Consider the following 16,029-nt stretch of genomic DNA (forward strand, 5'->3'; position numbering starts at 1 on the left):
CAGCTTCACAAAGCAAGCAAGCAAAAATAGACACACCTTCCGCGGGATTACGATCCCGCATACGGCTCTGACTTTTGGCTTTCCGCCGAGTCTGAGGACAGCTCCACAAATCAGTCAAAAAATATAAGCAAGGCTCCCAGCGGGATGCAATCCCGCTTCCGCCTTACTTATATTTTTTGACTACCGATTTGTTACGCTCACTAAATCTTTTTCCACCAACTTCTCCGCAATCTGCACCGTATTCCAGNCTCTGACTTTTGGCTTTCCGCCGAGTCTGAGGACAGCTCCACAAATCAGTCAAAAAATATAAGCAAGGCTCCCAGCGGGATGCAATCCCGCTTCCGCCTTACTTATATTTTTTGACTACCGATTTGTTACGCTCACTAAATCTTTTTCCACCAACTTCTCCGCAATCTGCACCGTATTCCAGGCCGCACCCTTCAACAAGTTATCCGACACCACCCACATATGGTAGTTACCAGAATTCTCCTCATCTGCTCGCACGCGCCCTACAAACGTCTCTCGCTTTCCTTCCGCATAAATGGGCTGTGGATACAATTGCTTAGCTGGATCATCCTGCAACACTACCCCAGGCGCCTTTGCCAATAACTGCTGAATCTTTTCTCGACTTGCCCCTTTTTCATCTTTCACTTCAAAGTAAACTGCCTCACCATGACCAATTCCAACCGGAACTCGCACACAAGTTGCCGTTACCTTAATCGCCTTTGCATTCATATCATCCAACATAATCTTCTTGGTTTCATGAATCATTTTCCATTCTTCATGCGTATAGCCACCATCTTCAAACACATCAATCTGTGGCAACAAATTAAACGCCAATGGATAATGCTTTGCTTCACCTTTCACAGGATAAATAGTGCTTGTCATCTCTTCGCCATTTAAATGCTGTTGTGCCTGCGCATTCATCTCATTCCATGCCTGCTGACCAGCACCCGAAGCCGCTTGATAGGTAGACACAATCACTTGTTTTAAGCCAAATGCCTTTCGAATTGGTTCCAAGGCAACCACCATCTGAATCGTTGAACAATTTGGATTAGCAATAATCCCATGATGCCGTTCTAGCGCCTTCTCATTAACCTCCGGAACCACCAAAGGCACATCCGGATCCATCCGAAACGCACTCGTATTATCAACACAAACAGCCCCACGTTTTACGGCTTCTGGCAACAATCGTTTTGAAACCGCACCCCCAGCTGAAGCCAAGACCAAATCAACTCCCTCAAAAGAATCAGGGGTTGCCTCTTCAACTGTGACCGGTTCACCCTTAAAGGTTAACTGTTTCCCTGCTGAACGTGATGATGCCAAAAACTTAACTGTTTTTACCGGAATTGTGGATTGTTCTAATTGTTGAATAAGCCGTGTTCCTACTGCTCCAGTTGCTCCTAAAATTGCGACATTATAGGTTTTCATCTACTTTACCCTCTTATTGTTTGCTTAATTCTCTATGCTACAGATGACTCAGACTTCGCAAAAGCTTCCAAATTAGCCATCGCAGCATGTAAATCTTCTACACTAGCGGCATACGAAATACGAATATAGCCTTCACCACCAGGGCCAAAAGCACTTCCTGGAATAACACCGACTTTAGCTTTTTGTGCTAACTCAGTGGCAAATTCGACTGAATTTTGTGAATAACGAGCCGGAATTTTAGCAAAGATATAGAACGCACCCTTTGGTGGTACCGTTTCAAATCCTAATTTATCCAAACAAGCAATGACATAATCACGACTCTTTTTATACTGAACACACATTTCTTTAGGATCATCCATTCCATTAGCTAAAGCCTCTGCTGCTGCGGCTTGCGCCGGATTAGATGGTGCCGTAACTAAAAAGGCATGCATTTTTGCGGCGTTTTTAATAAACCCAGCTGGTGCAGCAATGTAGCCCACTCGATATCCAGTCATGGCGTGCGATTTCGACAGTCCATTAATCAACACTGTTTGTTCTGGAATCATCGCTGCAATAGAATGATGCGTCACATCATATGTAAGCTCACTATAAATTTCATCAGCAATCACAAAAATAGGTTTTTGCGCGACAACATCCGCCAAAGCTTGTAACTCTTTTTCAGAATATTCGACACCTGTAGGATTATTGGGATACGTCAATATTAAAGCCTTGACGGCATCCCCCTCACGCGCCAAAGTCTCGTTCAAACGTTCGGCAGTTAAAATGAAGTGATCCTTCGAAGTGTCCACTTCCACCGGAATACCACCCGCAACGGTAACTAAGGGTACGTAAAGTGCGAAGGCTGGCGTGGGGATAATCACTTTATCTCCGGGGTTTAACATGGCTGATAAACTAGCCGCTAAAGCCTCAGTAGCCCCAATTGTGGCCACAATCTCAGTTTCAGGATTATAATCCAAGCCGTGCCTCTTCTTCAAAAATCCACTAATGGCATTGCGTAAAGCTGGTGTTCCTTTTTGCGCAGAGTAATGAGAATCATTGTTCTGAATACTGCGAATGCCAGCTTCTTTTACATGTTCTGGGGTGTTGAATCCTGGTTCTCCCAAAGTTAATTTAACGAGTCCAGGAATGCCAGAAATTTTTTGGTCAAACGCGCGGATCCCTGACGGTCCAATTGAATCTAATTTTTGATTGACTTGTCCTTTTAGTGCTGCACTTAATTCTGGCATGTAACTACTCCCTTATGTTATTTAATTTAAAACGTTCTCTAAACCAACTGCTAACTCTGATAATGTGGCAACTTGACGGACTGCAATGGCAACACCTTTCATAAAAGAGTCACGATTAAATGAATCCTGACGAATGGTTAACGCCTCTCCAGCACCACCGAATAAGACCTGCTCATGAGCGACATATCCTGGTAATCGCACGGAATGAATCCGGATTCCCTGATAATCAGCCCCACGTGCGCCCTTAACAGATTCTTTAAATTCTGGTTGAACCGGAGCTTTACGAGCTTCACTAATGGCTTGGGCTGTACTGAGTGCCGTCCCTGACGGTGCATCTAATTTATCCTCGTGATGCATTTCAATGATTTCAACATCGGGGAAATAAGTAGCCGCTTCTTTGGCAAATTTCATTAGCAAGACTGCTGATATGCCAAAATTAGGTACAATTAGCCCGGATGTTTGCTGTGTTTTAGCGAGTGCCTTGAGTTCTGTAAGTTGTGCTTCGTTTAAACCGCTTGTTCCCACAACGGGGTGAATATGGCTTTTTAAAGCAAACTTGGTATTTTCAAACACAGCCGTGGGCGTACTAAAATCGATCCACACATCTGCTGACTTCATTTCGGTTCCTAAATGATTGAAAACCTGTACATCATCAGCTAAACCATACTTTTGTGGTTGCAACTCAGTCACATGTGGACTGTACACGCCGACTAAGTGAAAATCGGCGGTTTGTTTAACCAATTCAACGGTCTTTTGACCCATTGAACCACGAAATCCGGCGACGATAACATTAATCATTTTTAACTCCTAACTGTGCTAATTTGGATGCTTCTAGGGCATCTTTTTTTAGCCCTAATGCTTGCGCTAAAGTTTGCTGTTCACTTTTATTCAACGGCAGAATTGGTAGTCGACACCCACCAACCTGATAGCCTTGCGCATTCAAAACAGCCTTGACTGGTGATGGTGAAGGATACAAAAACAAGGCTTGCATCTTAGGCGTTAACTTTCTTTGTAAACTTGCTGCCAAATTGGTATTTCCTTCATAAAAGGCATCCAACATTTGACGCATGTCTTTACCATAAACATGGGCAGCTACCGAAACAACGCCTTGAGCGCCAATGGCAATTGCGGGAAGCGCTTGTGCATCTTCACCGGTATAAACCATGAAATCTTCAGGGGTATTTTCGACTAAATATTGCAAATCATCCAACGTGGTACATTGTTTGACGGCCTGAATATTAGGATGGCTTGCCAACGCGACCACCGTGCCATTTGCCATCGTCACGCCTGTGCGACCAGGGATGTTATAAATAGCAATTGGAACTGGTGATTGATCAGCGACGGCCGTAAAATGAGCCTTCATGCCACGTTGATTAGGTTTATTGTAATATGGAACAACGACAAGCGCCATATCAATTCCAGGAATTTTACCGACTTCTTTAGTAAATTCAATGGTTTGTTTGGTATTGTTACTCCCAGTTCCAGCAATGACGGGTACCCGGCCGTCCACAATCTGTGCAAACTGAGTGTATAAATTCATTTTTTCATCATGAGTGAGATTGGGCGTTTCTCCGGTAGTGCCGCCAATAATAAACCCATGGCTACCGGTAGCTAACAGATGCTCCGTAAGTGTCTTGAGGCTTTTAAAATCAATCTGATCTTGTTCATTAAACGGCGTTACAATGGCAGTTAAAATATCTGCATTTTTAAACATGTTTCCACTCCTCACTTATTTTCCATACGATAACTTAAAAAGCCCTTGATGGCTTCAATACCTAATTTGATGGCTCGTGGATTGGGTTTTAGCGTTGCAGAATGTAGCTGCGACGTATCTGCCACTCCCAACCAAAACATGGTACCTGGAAACTTGGCTAACAAATACCCAAAATCCTCGCCTGTCATTGCGGGCTTAGTTTCAATGAATTGGACATGGGAGGCCGCCTTCATATACTGAATGAAATTGCGGGTCAACTCTGGATTGTTTTCCACAGGCCAGTAGCCTCCTTGATTTAAATCAACCACTACTTTTGCCTGATAACTCTCCGCAATACCACGCGCGACTTCGCGAATTCGTTGGTCAATGTGCGTGATCATTTTCTGCGTGAGTCCCCGAATCGTTCCTTCAAGGCGCGCATGACCCGCAATCACATTGCGAATACTTCCTGCATCAAACTTGCCAAATGTAATGACCCCGCCTTCAATCGGATCCACACTACGTGAAATAATGGTTTGCACCTGCACAATAAATTGGCTGGCTGCCACCACCATATCATTAGCGTCTTGAGGAAAGGCTGCATGGCCACCTTTACCGTAAAAATCTACATTTACTTCTGTCGTTCCGGCAAATAAAGTCCCCATTCGACATCCAATCGCACCGACAGGTAGTTCAGGATTATCATGCAACCCATAAAATTCATCTGGACGCCACTGACCTTGAAAAATTTGTTTTTCATAGGCCGTTTTTCCACCGTTGAGACTTTCTTCAGCTGGCTGAAAGAAAAACAACAAGTTATCCACAGGTTGGTGAACGGCAAAATAGTTTAATAACCCCAAGGCAACTGACATATGAATGTCGTGACCACAGGCATGCATCACTCCAGCATTTTGCGACGCAAACGGCAATCCCGTCTGCTCTTGCACAGGTAACGCATCAATGTCTGTCCGATAGCCAATGGTTCGTTGAGGTTGTTTCCCATGAATCAGCACCAATAACGCAGTGGGAAGTGCCTTAGGGGTCCGAATTTCTAAATAGGTCTGATCAAACTTGCGTATGGTCGCCAATAAAAAGGCGTGCGTCTGCTTTTCTTGCATAGCCAATTCAGGAATTTGATGTAGCTGTTGATAAATCTTAATTAATTCTGGTTCTGTTAATAAAGTTTGTTGAGTCATATCTTTACAGCTTTCTTAAAGTATCCTCTAATTCCGTTTTTGAACGTGTCTGGTCATCAATATCTTTCATTTTTCGAGCAGGAACGCCAGCCACCATCGTGTTAGGTGCCACATCTTGAGTCACCACGGCTCCGGCGGCTACAACAGCACCTTTACCTACATGAACGCCCTCTAAGACGACTGCATTGGCCCCAATCATGACATCATCATCAATCCGAACAGGTTGCGCCGATGCGGGTTCTACTACGCCGGCTAAAACGGTGCCGGCACCAATATGTGCATGTTTTCCCACGATCGCACGGCCACCCATAACGACCCCCATGTCAATCATAGTTCCCTCACCAATTTCTGCACCGATATTGATTAAAGCACCCATCATAATAACCGCATTGTCTCCAATCACAACTTGGTCACGAATGATGGCGCCGGGCTCAATTCGCGCATTGATATTTTTAGTATCTAACAGCGGAACTGCTGAATTACGCCCGTCATTTTCAACTTCATAATCTTCGATATAATTCTTATTTGCTTCAAGGAATGGTTTCACGTCTGCCCAATCACCAAAGATTGTGCCTATCCGATGTGCCACAAATGCACGAATTTCCCCAGGCACTTGAAGATGATCTAAGTCACCCTTTAAATAAACTTTAACTGGTGTTTTCTTTTTGGCATTACTAATAAAGTCAATGATTTCACGTGCATCTAATTGTGCCATGTCAAAACCTTCCTTACTCTCTATTTTTTAAATAACTTTCTATATTATATGGTATTTTCTAGTTAAACAAAACGCTCATCCAAACGAACAAGATCTTCATAACTTTCACGCCGAACAATTTGTTTGGCGTGCCCATTTTCGACAAAAACAACGGCTGGTCTTGGATTTCGATTGTAGTTGGAAGCCATGGCGTATCCATATGCACCAGTTGCGTTAAGTACTAAAAGATCTCCCGGCTGTGATTTGGGCAACGCCTGATTTTGAATTAAAATATCACCAGACTCACAATATTTTCCTGCAATGCGGACCGTTTCAACTGGCTTTTCATTGGCATGATTGGCAAGTACTGCCTCATACTCAGCCTGATAAAGTGCTGGGCGAATATTATCACCCATGCCACCGTCAACTGTCACATATGGTTGGATACCTGGAACATCTTTGCGAGAGCCAATGGTGTATAAACTATACCCGGCTGGTCCCGCAATACTGCGTCCTGGTTCAATCCAGATAGCTGGCATCTTGAGACCTTTTTCAGACACCCGTTTTTGAACGGCTTTCACAATGGCATCCACAAACGCTTCGGGTGCCAGCGGCTCATCGGCTTTAGTGTAACGAATACCAAAACCACCACCCACATTTAGAATTTGGGTTTCAAAGCCAAAATGGGCCTGCCACTCTGCTGCCAGATCCACCAATTTGTTAGCAGCCATCACAAATCCATTAACTTCAAAAATCTGTGACCCAATATGGGCATGGATTCCAATTGGTTCCATATTTGGATTACTCATCACTTGTTGCAAAGCTTCCTGCGCTTGACCCGATTGGATATCAAATCCAAATTTACTATCTTCTTGACCCGTTTGATCATATTTGTGGGTATGTGCAGACACACCAGGTGTTAAACGTAACATCACCTTCATCTGTTGATGTTTTTCTAGCAGAATCTCGCTTAACAACTGAATCTCATAGAAATTGTCTAAAATGACCACACCAATATGGTGATCTACCGCCATTTCTAATTCTTCACGTGATTTATTATTTCCATGGAAACTCACCTTATGCATTGGAAAACCGGCTTTGATGGCTGTATATAATTCCCCACCAGAGACCACATCAATATGGGCCCCCTCCTGATTGACCAACTGAAACATCCCAACTGTGGCAAACGCCTTGCTTGCGTAACTGACAGCATAGTTCACCTGATTACTTTCAAAAACTTTTTTGAATCGGCGAATCTGTTGACGGATTGCTGAAACGTCATAAGCTACCAATGGTGTCCCAAATTTTTGTGCTAAGGCCACGCTGTCTGCTCCGCCAATCACTAAATGCCCCGCATCATTTACTTGTTGTGCTGTTTGTTCGCTCATTTGTTTACCCCACCGTTACGATTATTTATGTCAATAAAAAAAGGATCTTTTTGTTTTGCGCAAACAAAAAGATCCCAGAATGAATTTCACGTATATTCTGTATCAATTGTCGATAGCGCCCCGCAGCCGACATATTTTGCTGCGACAGTTCGCAGTCTCTTAAACTACGCCCCAGCTAGCCGAACCCCCTATCCAGATCCAGTGCTTCGGCAACCGCCCCTTTCAACAGCTTCAAAGTTCGATAGAAACTCTACTGCTTACTCTTGTTGGTTGCAACCTCTTAAATTATTAAAAAGCTTATAATACTTTTTTAAGGTAGTCAAGTCCTTTTAACTGATTTTTACGGATTTCATCATGGTCCACATACATTTAAATCAAATTTTGAAGCTTATGATTAATTGCCTGTGACAGGTTCTCTTCAAGGTCATCAAGCTGTCAGAGCTACCCACAAACAATAAATTTAGGAGCACTTCTTACTATTACCTGGCAAGAAAAAATGCAGTTTCAATTCACAAAAACAAGTTGCTATTCAAAAATAAAATGCTAAAATTCACAATAACTAATTAAATTCTCATAAAAAATTATGCAGATAGATAAAAGGAGACGTGAACCATGAAAGTTGTTAAATTTGGCGGCAGTTCTTTAGCAGATGGCAGTCATTTTCAAAAAGTTATTCACATTATTCAATCTGATGTAACCCGCCAAGTAGTTGTGGTCTCCGCACCTGGTAAACGATTTGCTGAAGATACGAAAGTCACCGATCTGTTAATTACTTATGCTCAACAAGTAATTGCACAAAAACCAACTGAAACTATCGTTCAAAAAATTAGTCAACGCTACAAATCAATTGGTACTTTTTTTAATTTACCAGCTAGACCAATTGATAAAATCATCAAAAAATTGTGTTCTTTACCTGATGAATACTATCCAAGTCATGCCTATTTGATGGCTGCTTTTAAAGCACATGGTGAACGCCTGAATGCCATGTTACTCACCAGTGTATTGAATCATCTTGGAATTAAGGCACGCTTTGTCGATCCTTTTGAGGCGGGCATCATCGTTACTGACAATCCGGCAGATGCCACAGTAATGCCTGAAACGTATCAAAATTTGGCACAACTACACTTTAAAGATGAAAAATTGATTTTTCCTGGTTTTTTCGGCTTTACGCCTAACGGTCAGATTGCCACCTTTTCGCGCGGAGGTTCTGATATTACCGGTGCCATTGTCGCTCGCGGCTTAAAAGCTGAACTCTACGAAAATTTTACCGACGTCGATGCCATCTACGCGGTCGACCCACATATTGTCCCTCACCCAGAGGCCATTAAAAAAATGACTTACCGAGAAATGCGAGAACTCTCGTACGCCGGCTTTTCTGTTTTTCACGATGAAGCTATTATTCCCGCAATTGAAGGTCAGGTCCCAATCAAAGTTAAAAATACCAATCATCCTGATTTACCGGGAACATTGATTGTCCCAGAAACACATTTCACCCCTCATCACACTATTACGGGAGTGGCTAGTTCCGAACGTTTTGCCGCATTATATTTACACCGTTATTTACTAAACAAGGAAGTCGGTTTCACCTTAAAACTGCTTCAAATTTTATACAAATACGATGTATCCTATGAACACATGCCTTCCGGAATCGATGACTTAACCATTATCTTTGATAAAAATCAATTGAACCGTCAAACGATTCACGAAATGTGTCATGATATTCAAAACACCTTACATCCTGACCAACTGGACTGGATTGACGATTATGCGATCATCATGGTAGTTGGCGAAGGCATGCGGTCTAAAATCGGTACCATTGAAAACATCATTCGCCCGCTTGCAGAAAATGGCATTGGCGTGCATATGATTAATCAGGGCGCCTCACGAATTTCTATTATGCTGGGCACCAAACAGGCCGATGCCAAAAGAGCCGTTAAGGAAATCTATACACATTTTTTTAACACTGTCAGTACTGAAAGGAAGATTTTATATGCAGATTGATAAAGTTCATGGATCCGAAAATCATTTTTTTCTGTTGGATCAAACTGAATTACACAGTAAATTAAACGATCACGAGCTCATTACCTTTACCACCAAAATAACCAATCCACAAACTGGACTTTTAAAGGGTGCTGATGGTGTCTTAGTGGTGGATGAAGCTACCCATAAAGATGCGTTGGCACAGATGCGCGTCATTAATGCCGATGGCAGTGAAGCTTCCATGTGTGGCAATGGGTTAAGGACTGTTGCCCGTTATTTATCCCAAAAATTTCAGGTAGACCAATTTAAAGTTCAAACATTAAATGCGGATCTTCAGGTCAGCAAAGCCACACCTTTTGCAACTGGGGTGCCTGCTTTTAGCGTAGAAATTTCTCCTGTGTCTTTTGACGCTGACAAATTGCCATTTCACCGCGCAGAACATCGACAACTTATTAATAAAACTTGGCCCGAACTTCTGCCTGACCTAAAATTTACGGCTCTGTCTGTGCCCAACCCACACCTCATTAGCTTTGTTTCGGCTGAGGAATTAGCTTCCGACGACTTGGGCACATTAGGCAAACGCCTGAACGCACCTAATCCTTATTTTCCAGACGGCGTGAATGTGAGTTTTGCACAAATTCTCGATAAAAATCAGCTTTTTGTCCGTACCTACGAACGGGGTGTGGGATTCACCAATGCATGTGGCACAGGCATGTCAGCTACTAGCCTGGCATTCGCACTGACGCACCCCCAACAAGGTCATTTTGACCAAGAGATCACTGTTTATAATCCGGGCGGCTTAGTCAAAACGAATGTGCATAAAATTGCTGATACCTACACTATCGCGTTGATCGGAAATGCCACCGTCACCCATCATTTAGAAATTTCGGAAAGTGATTTGCACACGGCAACTTTAGATCACGTTCGCATTCGAGAAACCGAAGAGGAAACCAGCTATTTACAATTTGTGAACCATCTTCCCAAAATTAATGATATTGCTGTCAAAGCTTAAAAAATCCTCAGATTAGTTTTAAACTAGTCTGAGGATTTTTTTAATTTTACGATAACTGTGAATTTTATTGTTTTTGTTCTGCAACTTTTTGAAGCTTCCAGCCAGGCAATAAGTGAAATTCATAATCCTGACTCACAAACTGATGATTTGCTACGCCATTTCCAAATAACAAGCGCCATTCCTCGTTACGATAAACCCGTGTGGTTCGAGTTATCTTAACCTGATTCAACTTGGCCTTTTGTTTCAATGTCACATTGCCCGTACTTGGATTGGTCTTGGCTAACTTTTGTTGCAAAGGATTCGTAGCGTAGTAATAAATACGTTCATTTTTAGTCCCCAGCTGCCGGTACAGCAACACGTGTTTCCCCTTTACACTTGAGGTTAAAGGATAAGTCTGTGTCTGTTGTACTTCTTTCATTCCCAGATAAGTATTATAGTTAAGGGTCATTAACACAACACTGCCCACACTTATCACCAAGCCAACCAGTACCCAAATAAACTTATTAATTCCGCGACGCATAAAGATCATACTGCAAGCCAACAAAACGGTTCCTATAAATAAGAAAACGACAATCATATTAATAGCCCCCTCGCGTATCTTTTTTCAAGAGAAACGTTAGTAAAAAGCCAATCACGGCAAATACTGTCGCAATCAAAAAGGCATAACGGAATCCAACCACATTCGCATTCAAAGCTAATTTTTTAAACAGAATGGGTGTGGCATGTGCAACTGAGGCACTAGGTGTGTGACTGATCGTAAGACTAGACATAATCGAAACCAAGATCGCTGTTCCCATTGATGCAAAAACTTGGCGCGCCGTATTATTCACTACGGTTCCATCCCCAATTAAATTCAATGGCAAAGCATTCATTCCTGTTGTGGTAATCGGCATCATAACCATCGAAATGCCAAACATCCGGACCATGTACAAACAAGCTAAGTAAAAGACTGGTGTTTGTGCCGTAATGGGAATAAAAGAAGCGGTGGTTAAAGATAAAATAAACATGCCAGCAATGGCCATGTTACGGGCCCCCAAACGGTCAAAGACACGTCCAGTAATGGGGTTCATAACACCCATCATAATGGCACCTGGCAATAGCGTTAATCCAGAAGCCAGTGGCGATTCTCCTCGAACGGTCTGTAAGTAAAGTGGTAGGACCAACGTAAAGCCGTTCATAGACATAAATGAGACAGAAACTAAAATGGCAGATAGCGTAAAGTCTGATTGCTCAAATACTTTGAATTGTAGCAATGGATTTTTAATTTTTAATGACCGCCAAATGAAAGTTGCCACTACTAAAACTCCGAGAACTAATGTGCCATACACAATGGGATCTGTCCATGAATAAGTTCCCACTGACGAGAAGGCAAAGAGCATCGAGCCAAATCCAACCATGGATAAGAGGACGGATGTCCAGTCAACTGGGGCCTTTTTTGTAGGTAATACTTTACGAAGTGTGAAATACCCCATGATCAAAACAAATAATGAGATGGGCATAATGGCCAAAAACAGCATCCGCCACGAATAATTAATCAAAATCCAACCAGCAAAAGTCGGTCCAATCGCGGGAGCCAAGCCGACAACAATTCCGGCACTGCCCATCGCTGCACCTCGTTTAGAAGGCGGAAAAATGGATGTCATAATCGTTTGGTAAACTGGAGATGTAATTCCAACACCAGCTGCTTCGATTAACCGACCTGCCAAAATGGTCCAAAAGTTCTGGGCAAAATAACAGACAACGGTCCCTACAAAGAAAATGACAATGGCAGATAAGTAAAGTTTACGCGAATCAAACCGTTGTAAAAAGAATCCTGTGATTGGAATGACAATTCCCATCATTAGCATAAAGCCAGTCGTTAACCACTGCACGGTATTCGCTGAAATGTTAAAAGAGCTCATTAAGGTTGGAAATGCCGTTGTTAACATCGTAGAAGTCAAAAAAGTACTAAATGTTCCAATTAAAAGAGTAAAAACCAACAGAAGTCGGTTATATGGGCGGCCATTTTGGTCGACGGGTCGATCTTCTGCATTCGTACTGTTCATCAAAATGTTCACCTCAAAATTAATTTATTAATTATGTACATATAAAAAAGACACAAAGATTATTGTATCATATAAAATTCATAAAGCTCAAAAAATTGTCAGTTAAACTAACAAAATTTAGTCTCATCTCATAGTTAACGCATTTAAACTTGATTTAACCTTTCCCATTTATGATAAAAACGGAATTGATGAAACGTGACAAACTCTTTAATTTTGTTACCGGACATTATCAATTGCAATCTTAACCCGAAAGATTGTATGATTGTTACGGTTAAATTACAAAGCTTTTATTAATCTTAAGTCTTTTATTTGACAGCTGAATGGATGACTTTCATAATACAAGAGTTATTATCATCTGGAATATTTGCTAAAGACAGCTTCCATAGACTGGTTTAAGCAAAACAAACTCAGGGGGGAAAAGAGAAATTGGCTAAAAAAAATCAGGGACTTAAGTGGGGCTTACTGGGTCTCTGTCTCATTATTATTATCGCTGGCATTTTCATATGGCGTTACGGGCAAACGCATTTTGCACCTCACACCACCATTAATGGTCAGTCTGTAGGGCGTTTAACTGCTAAACAGGCAACCAACAAGCTTGCTGCCACTTCTACAAAAGTAACTAATCGTGTTTATCTGAATGGTAAATTACTGACTACTGGAAAAACACAAACGTTGGCTCCCGTTACTGAGACGCAAGTTCGTTCGGCATTGAAGACCCATCATGGCTTGTTCTCTTCCAAACAAAATAATGCTGTCAATTTAAGCAGTTCAGAAAGTGCCGTCAGTTATCGTACGAATGACCTCAAAGCACAAGTTTCTAAAGCATTAACGGCTTATAACAAACAGGCCACAGCAGCTCACCCAACTTACTATTACCTAAAGAACGGCCAAATCAAAACACAAGCTAGCACCAAAGGCACACAAGTTGATGTACAACAGGCTTTAAATAAATACCAGAAACAAATTAAGCAACTTAAAGACGTTAAAATCACGATTGCATATAAAAAACCAACCCAAACTCAAATTACGAGTGCAAAAAAAGTAAAACAAAGTTTGGAACAAGCACGTAAAAAGACATTGGTCTACCACGTAGGCGGGAAAAATTACAGTTTAAAAGGTAGTGACTACGTAGTCAACTCCACTCCCGGTGAGAAGGCAACTGTTGATTTAACTGCTTTAGAAAACAAACTTACCAAAATCAATAACAGTGACAGCACGCAAGGAAAGTCGCTTAGCGTCAAGCTCTTAAACAACGGTAAAACTGTGACCACTAATAACACATCCGAGTCCAATTACGGTTGGTCGCTAAATGTACAATCTGAGGCTAAGATGTTGGCAAATAAGTTCATTAATTCAAACGTGCAATCAAATGCAAAAGTTGATATGACCAATTATAGTGGCCAAAACATTAGTTATAATCGAAGCAGTGCCATTGGATCGACTCGTGTCGAAATTAATTTGACCACCTTACATGAATACATTTACGTAGATGGCAAATTAAAGGCCAACATTCCGGTTATGAGTGGTACTTTAACAGGTGGTAACAAGACACCAACTGGTTTGTTCCATATCTTGTATAAACAAAGTCCTTCAACTTTAACTGGAAAAAATGATAATGGTTCAAATTATTCTAGCAAAGTAAACTACTGGGAACCTATTACTGAAGACGGTGTTGGTATGCATGATAGTTCCTGGCAACCGTCCAAAGTCTATGGCAATCCAGAATACCGTAGTACGTATCATTCTCACGGCTGTTTGAACAACCCACCTAGCAAGATGAAAACTGTTTGGGAAAATACCTCTACAACAGAACCCGTTATTATTTACGAATAGGTCTAAACAAAGCGGCGAGATTTTTCTCACGCTTTTTTTGTATGGTTAAAAGATTGATTGTATTCTTAAGTCTTTTTCCAATATTTATTATTAAAAAATACGAAAAACCATTACGTTTCTCGCATACTATCAGTTTACCTATTCACTAACTTTGATAATAATTTTCCCTTGTGCATGACCTTTTTCTGAATAATCTAAGGCTTTCTGTGCATCTTGTAATGTAAAGATTTTATCCACAGCTGGTTTTATTTTATCAGCTTCAATCCACATTGTGAGCTGCGCCAACTCTTTACCATTGGCCTGCATAAACAAAAAATCATAAGACACTTTAGATCGCCGCTCCAATCGTGAAAGATTAAGCGTAACTAAACCAAAAAGTAGCATTTTAAACCAACCTAATTTTCTTTTTCGCGCAAACTTTGCGTCAGGTAAGCCTGATAATGACACAATTTTGCCATTCGATTTAACAATCTTAAATGCTTTTTCCAACTGTTTACCACCCAGTGTATCAAACACCATATCATAGTCTTGTAAAACAGCTTCAAAATCTTGTTTGTGATAATCGATGATCTGATCTGCGCCTAAAGTACGGACCCATTTTTCATTTTTTGCACTCGTAGTTGTGGCCACATAAGCACCTAAAATTTTGGCTAACTGAATGGCAATCGATCCCACACCACCAGCACCAGCTTGAATAAACACTTTTTGATTTGGCTTTATATTGGCAATCTCAACCAAGGCCTGATAACTAGTCAACCCGACCAATGGTATTGCTGCTGCCTGAACAAAAGTTAAATTTCGAGGCTTCAAAGCAATATCATCCACATTTACCGCCAAATACTCGGCAAAAGTCCCTATTCGTGAATCTCGTGGTCTGCCATACACTTCATCACCAACTTTAAACGCGGTCACTTGTTTACCAACTTTAACGATCACCCCAGAAAAATCATGTCCCAACGTTAATGGCATTTGGTGTTTTACCAGTAGTTTTACTTCCCCATCACGTGTTTTAGAGTCAATTGGATTCACACTTGCAGCTCGAATTGCCACCAACACATCGTTTGCACCAATTTTAGGAATTGGCACTTGTTTTGAAACCAATGGGCCATGACCATAGTTTTCGATTTGCATCGCACGCATTAACTTAGTCATTTTGTTCATTCTCCTCTACTAATCGTTCAATAATTGCGGCCGTTTTCTGCATAATGCCAAAGCTTTCGTTCGGCTGAACGGCATAATAATGCTTAGTACCATCTTTTCGAATCGAAACGAGTTGCGCTTCTTTTAGAATTTTCAAATGATGTGAAACAGCAGGCCGAGACAAATGTGTCTGCGCCGTTAATTGACCCACACGCATGCCATCGCACCCCGCTTCTAGCAAAGAAACCAAGATCGACTGTCGATTTTCATCCCCTAAGGCTAACAAGATATCCTGTGTTTGCACGAAACCGTCCTTAATCTTTTGAAGATCTGCTTGTCTACTCATTTTATCGTTCCTCCGTTGAAACATTTAAACCTTTTGAAACTATCT

At 41.6% G+C, this 16,029-nt stretch carries 14 protein-coding genes and 1 riboswitch; of the genes, 3 read left to right on the plus strand and 11 right to left on the minus strand.

All coding sequences use genetic code 11. The annotated features are described in order from the left end of the window. Positions 1–363: 363 nt before the first annotated feature. The 7 genes from IV80_RS03040 to lysA all read right to left on the minus strand — a co-directional run bounded on the left by IV80_RS03040 (position 364) and on the right by lysA (position 7,628). On the minus strand, positions 364–1,431 hold the full coding sequence (locus tag IV80_RS03040) for an aspartate-semialdehyde dehydrogenase (protein ID WP_057749341.1): 1,068 nt from the start codon (positions 1,429–1,431) through the stop codon (positions 364–366). A gap of 32 nt (positions 1,432–1,463) precedes the next feature. After that, positions 1,464–2,657: an aminotransferase class I/II-fold pyridoxal phosphate-dependent enzyme gene (locus IV80_RS03045; RefSeq protein ID WP_057749344.1), complete on the minus strand. Its 1,194-nt coding sequence runs from the start codon at positions 2,655–2,657 to the stop codon at positions 1,464–1,466. A gap of 21 nt (positions 2,658–2,678) precedes the next feature. Continuing rightward, positions 2,679–3,455, minus strand: coding sequence for a 4-hydroxy-tetrahydrodipicolinate reductase (gene dapB / locus IV80_RS03050; protein ID WP_057749347.1), 777 nt, complete (start codon positions 3,453–3,455; stop codon positions 2,679–2,681). Continuing rightward, entirely contained in the window at positions 3,448–4,371 is a 924-nt protein-coding gene (gene dapA / locus IV80_RS03055; protein ID WP_057749350.1) for a 4-hydroxy-tetrahydrodipicolinate synthase, read from the minus strand. The genes dapB and dapA overlap by 8 nt, the downstream gene beginning before the upstream one ends. A gap of 11 nt (positions 4,372–4,382) precedes the next feature. Further along, on the minus strand, positions 4,383–5,546 hold the full coding sequence (locus tag IV80_RS03060; RefSeq protein ID WP_057749353.1) for an N-acetyldiaminopimelate deacetylase: 1,164 nt from the start codon (positions 5,544–5,546) through the stop codon (positions 4,383–4,385). A gap of 4 nt (positions 5,547–5,550) precedes the next feature. Then, positions 5,551–6,261 carry a 2,3,4,5-tetrahydropyridine-2,6-dicarboxylate N-acetyltransferase gene (dapD, locus tag IV80_RS03065; protein WP_057749355.1) on the minus strand — a complete coding sequence of 237 codons (711 nt, stop codon included), beginning with the start codon at positions 6,259–6,261 and terminating at the stop codon, positions 5,551–5,553. Between the two features lie 62 nt (positions 6,262–6,323). Further along, the gene (gene lysA, locus IV80_RS03070) at positions 6,324–7,628 is read right to left on the minus strand and encodes a diaminopimelate decarboxylase (protein ID WP_057749357.1); all 1,305 of its coding nucleotides are present in this window, start codon (positions 7,626–7,628) and stop codon (positions 6,324–6,326) included. 105 nt (positions 7,629–7,733) lie between these two features. Beyond that, a riboswitch (Lysine riboswitch) is annotated at positions 7,734–7,918 on the minus strand. 322 nt (positions 7,919–8,240) lie between these two features. Between lysA and IV80_RS03075 the strand changes: the two genes are divergently transcribed. Continuing rightward, on the plus strand, positions 8,241–9,629 hold the full coding sequence (locus IV80_RS03075; protein WP_057749360.1) for an aspartate kinase: 1,389 nt from the start codon (positions 8,241–8,243) through the stop codon (positions 9,627–9,629). After that, positions 9,619–10,620 carry a diaminopimelate epimerase gene (gene dapF / locus IV80_RS03080; RefSeq protein ID WP_057749363.1) on the plus strand — a complete coding sequence of 334 codons (1,002 nt, stop codon included), beginning with the start codon at positions 9,619–9,621 and terminating at the stop codon, positions 10,618–10,620. The genes IV80_RS03075 and dapF overlap by 11 nt, the downstream gene beginning before the upstream one ends. A 64-nt stretch (positions 10,621–10,684) precedes the next feature. On the opposite strand, the gene IV80_RS03085 is transcribed toward dapF, so the two are convergent. Together IV80_RS03085 and IV80_RS03090 are read right to left on the minus strand one after the other, a co-directional pair. Continuing rightward, a complete protein-coding gene (locus IV80_RS03085; RefSeq protein WP_057749366.1) occupies positions 10,685–11,197 on the minus strand; it encodes a DUF4811 domain-containing protein in 513 nt (170 codons plus the stop codon). Between the two features lies 1 nt (position 11,198). After that, on the minus strand, positions 11,199–12,665 hold the full coding sequence (locus tag IV80_RS03090) for an MDR family MFS transporter (protein ID WP_057749369.1): 1,467 nt from the start codon (positions 12,663–12,665) through the stop codon (positions 11,199–11,201). A 426-nt stretch (positions 12,666–13,091) separates the two neighbouring features. Between IV80_RS03090 and IV80_RS03095 the strand changes: the two genes are divergently transcribed. Then, on the plus strand, positions 13,092–14,498 hold the full coding sequence (locus IV80_RS03095; protein ID WP_057749372.1) for a L,D-transpeptidase: 1,407 nt from the start codon (positions 13,092–13,094) through the stop codon (positions 14,496–14,498). A 138-nt stretch (positions 14,499–14,636) separates the two neighbouring features. Here the strand turns inward: IV80_RS03095 and IV80_RS03100 are convergent, their stop codons facing one another. Next, complete coding sequence (locus tag IV80_RS03100; protein WP_057749375.1) at positions 14,637–15,650, minus strand: NADP-dependent oxidoreductase; 1,014 nt, start codon at positions 15,648–15,650, stop codon at positions 14,637–14,639. Then, positions 15,643–15,984 carry an ArsR/SmtB family transcription factor gene (locus IV80_RS03105; RefSeq protein WP_057749378.1) on the minus strand — a complete coding sequence of 114 codons (342 nt, stop codon included), beginning with the start codon at positions 15,982–15,984 and terminating at the stop codon, positions 15,643–15,645. The genes IV80_RS03100 and IV80_RS03105 overlap by 8 nt, the downstream gene beginning before the upstream one ends. Positions 15,985–16,029: the final 45 nt, after the last annotated feature.

It is taken from the genome of Pediococcus cellicola (genome assembly GCF_001438655.1).
Taxonomy (GTDB): domain Bacteria; phylum Bacillota; class Bacilli; order Lactobacillales; family Lactobacillaceae; genus Pediococcus; species Pediococcus cellicola.

Bases quoted from the DNA above. Each gene is read 5' to 3' on its own strand.
- IV80_RS03040 (WP_057749341.1), bottom strand. From the start codon at position 1,431: ATGAAAACCTATAATGTCGCAATTTTAGGAGCAACTGGAGCAGTAGGA.
- dapD (WP_057749355.1), bottom strand. From the start codon at position 6,261: ATGGCACAATTAGATGCACGTGAAATCATTGACTTTATTAGTAATGCC.
- IV80_RS03045 (WP_057749344.1), bottom strand. From the start codon at position 2,657: ATGCCAGAATTAAGTGCAGCACTAAAAGGACAAGTCAATCAAAAATTA.
- lysA (WP_057749357.1), bottom strand. From the start codon at position 7,628: ATGAGCGAACAAACAGCACAACAAGTAAATGATGCGGGGCATTTAGTG.
- IV80_RS03090 (WP_057749369.1), bottom strand. From the start codon at position 12,665: ATGAACAGTACGAATGCAGAAGATCGACCCGTCGACCAAAATGGCCGC.
- IV80_RS03085 (WP_057749366.1), bottom strand. From the start codon at position 11,197: ATGATTGTCGTTTTCTTATTTATAGGAACCGTTTTGTTGGCTTGCAGT.
- dapB (WP_057749347.1), bottom strand. From the start codon at position 3,455: ATGATTAATGTTATCGTCGCCGGATTTCGTGGTTCAATGGGTCAAAAG.
- IV80_RS03100 (WP_057749375.1), bottom strand. From the start codon at position 15,650: ATGACTAAGTTAATGCGTGCGATGCAAATCGAAAACTATGGTCATGGC.
- IV80_RS03105 (WP_057749378.1), bottom strand. From the start codon at position 15,984: ATGAGTAGACAAGCAGATCTTCAAAAGATTAAGGACGGTTTCGTGCAA.
- dapA (WP_057749350.1), bottom strand. From the start codon at position 4,371: ATGTTTAAAAATGCAGATATTTTAACTGCCATTGTAACGCCGTTTAAT.
- IV80_RS03075 (WP_057749360.1), top strand. From the start codon at position 8,241: ATGAAAGTTGTTAAATTTGGCGGCAGTTCTTTAGCAGATGGCAGTCAT.
- dapF (WP_057749363.1), top strand. From the start codon at position 9,619: ATGCAGATTGATAAAGTTCATGGATCCGAAAATCATTTTTTTCTGTTG.
- IV80_RS03060 (WP_057749353.1), bottom strand. From the start codon at position 5,546: ATGACTCAACAAACTTTATTAACAGAACCAGAATTAATTAAGATTTAT.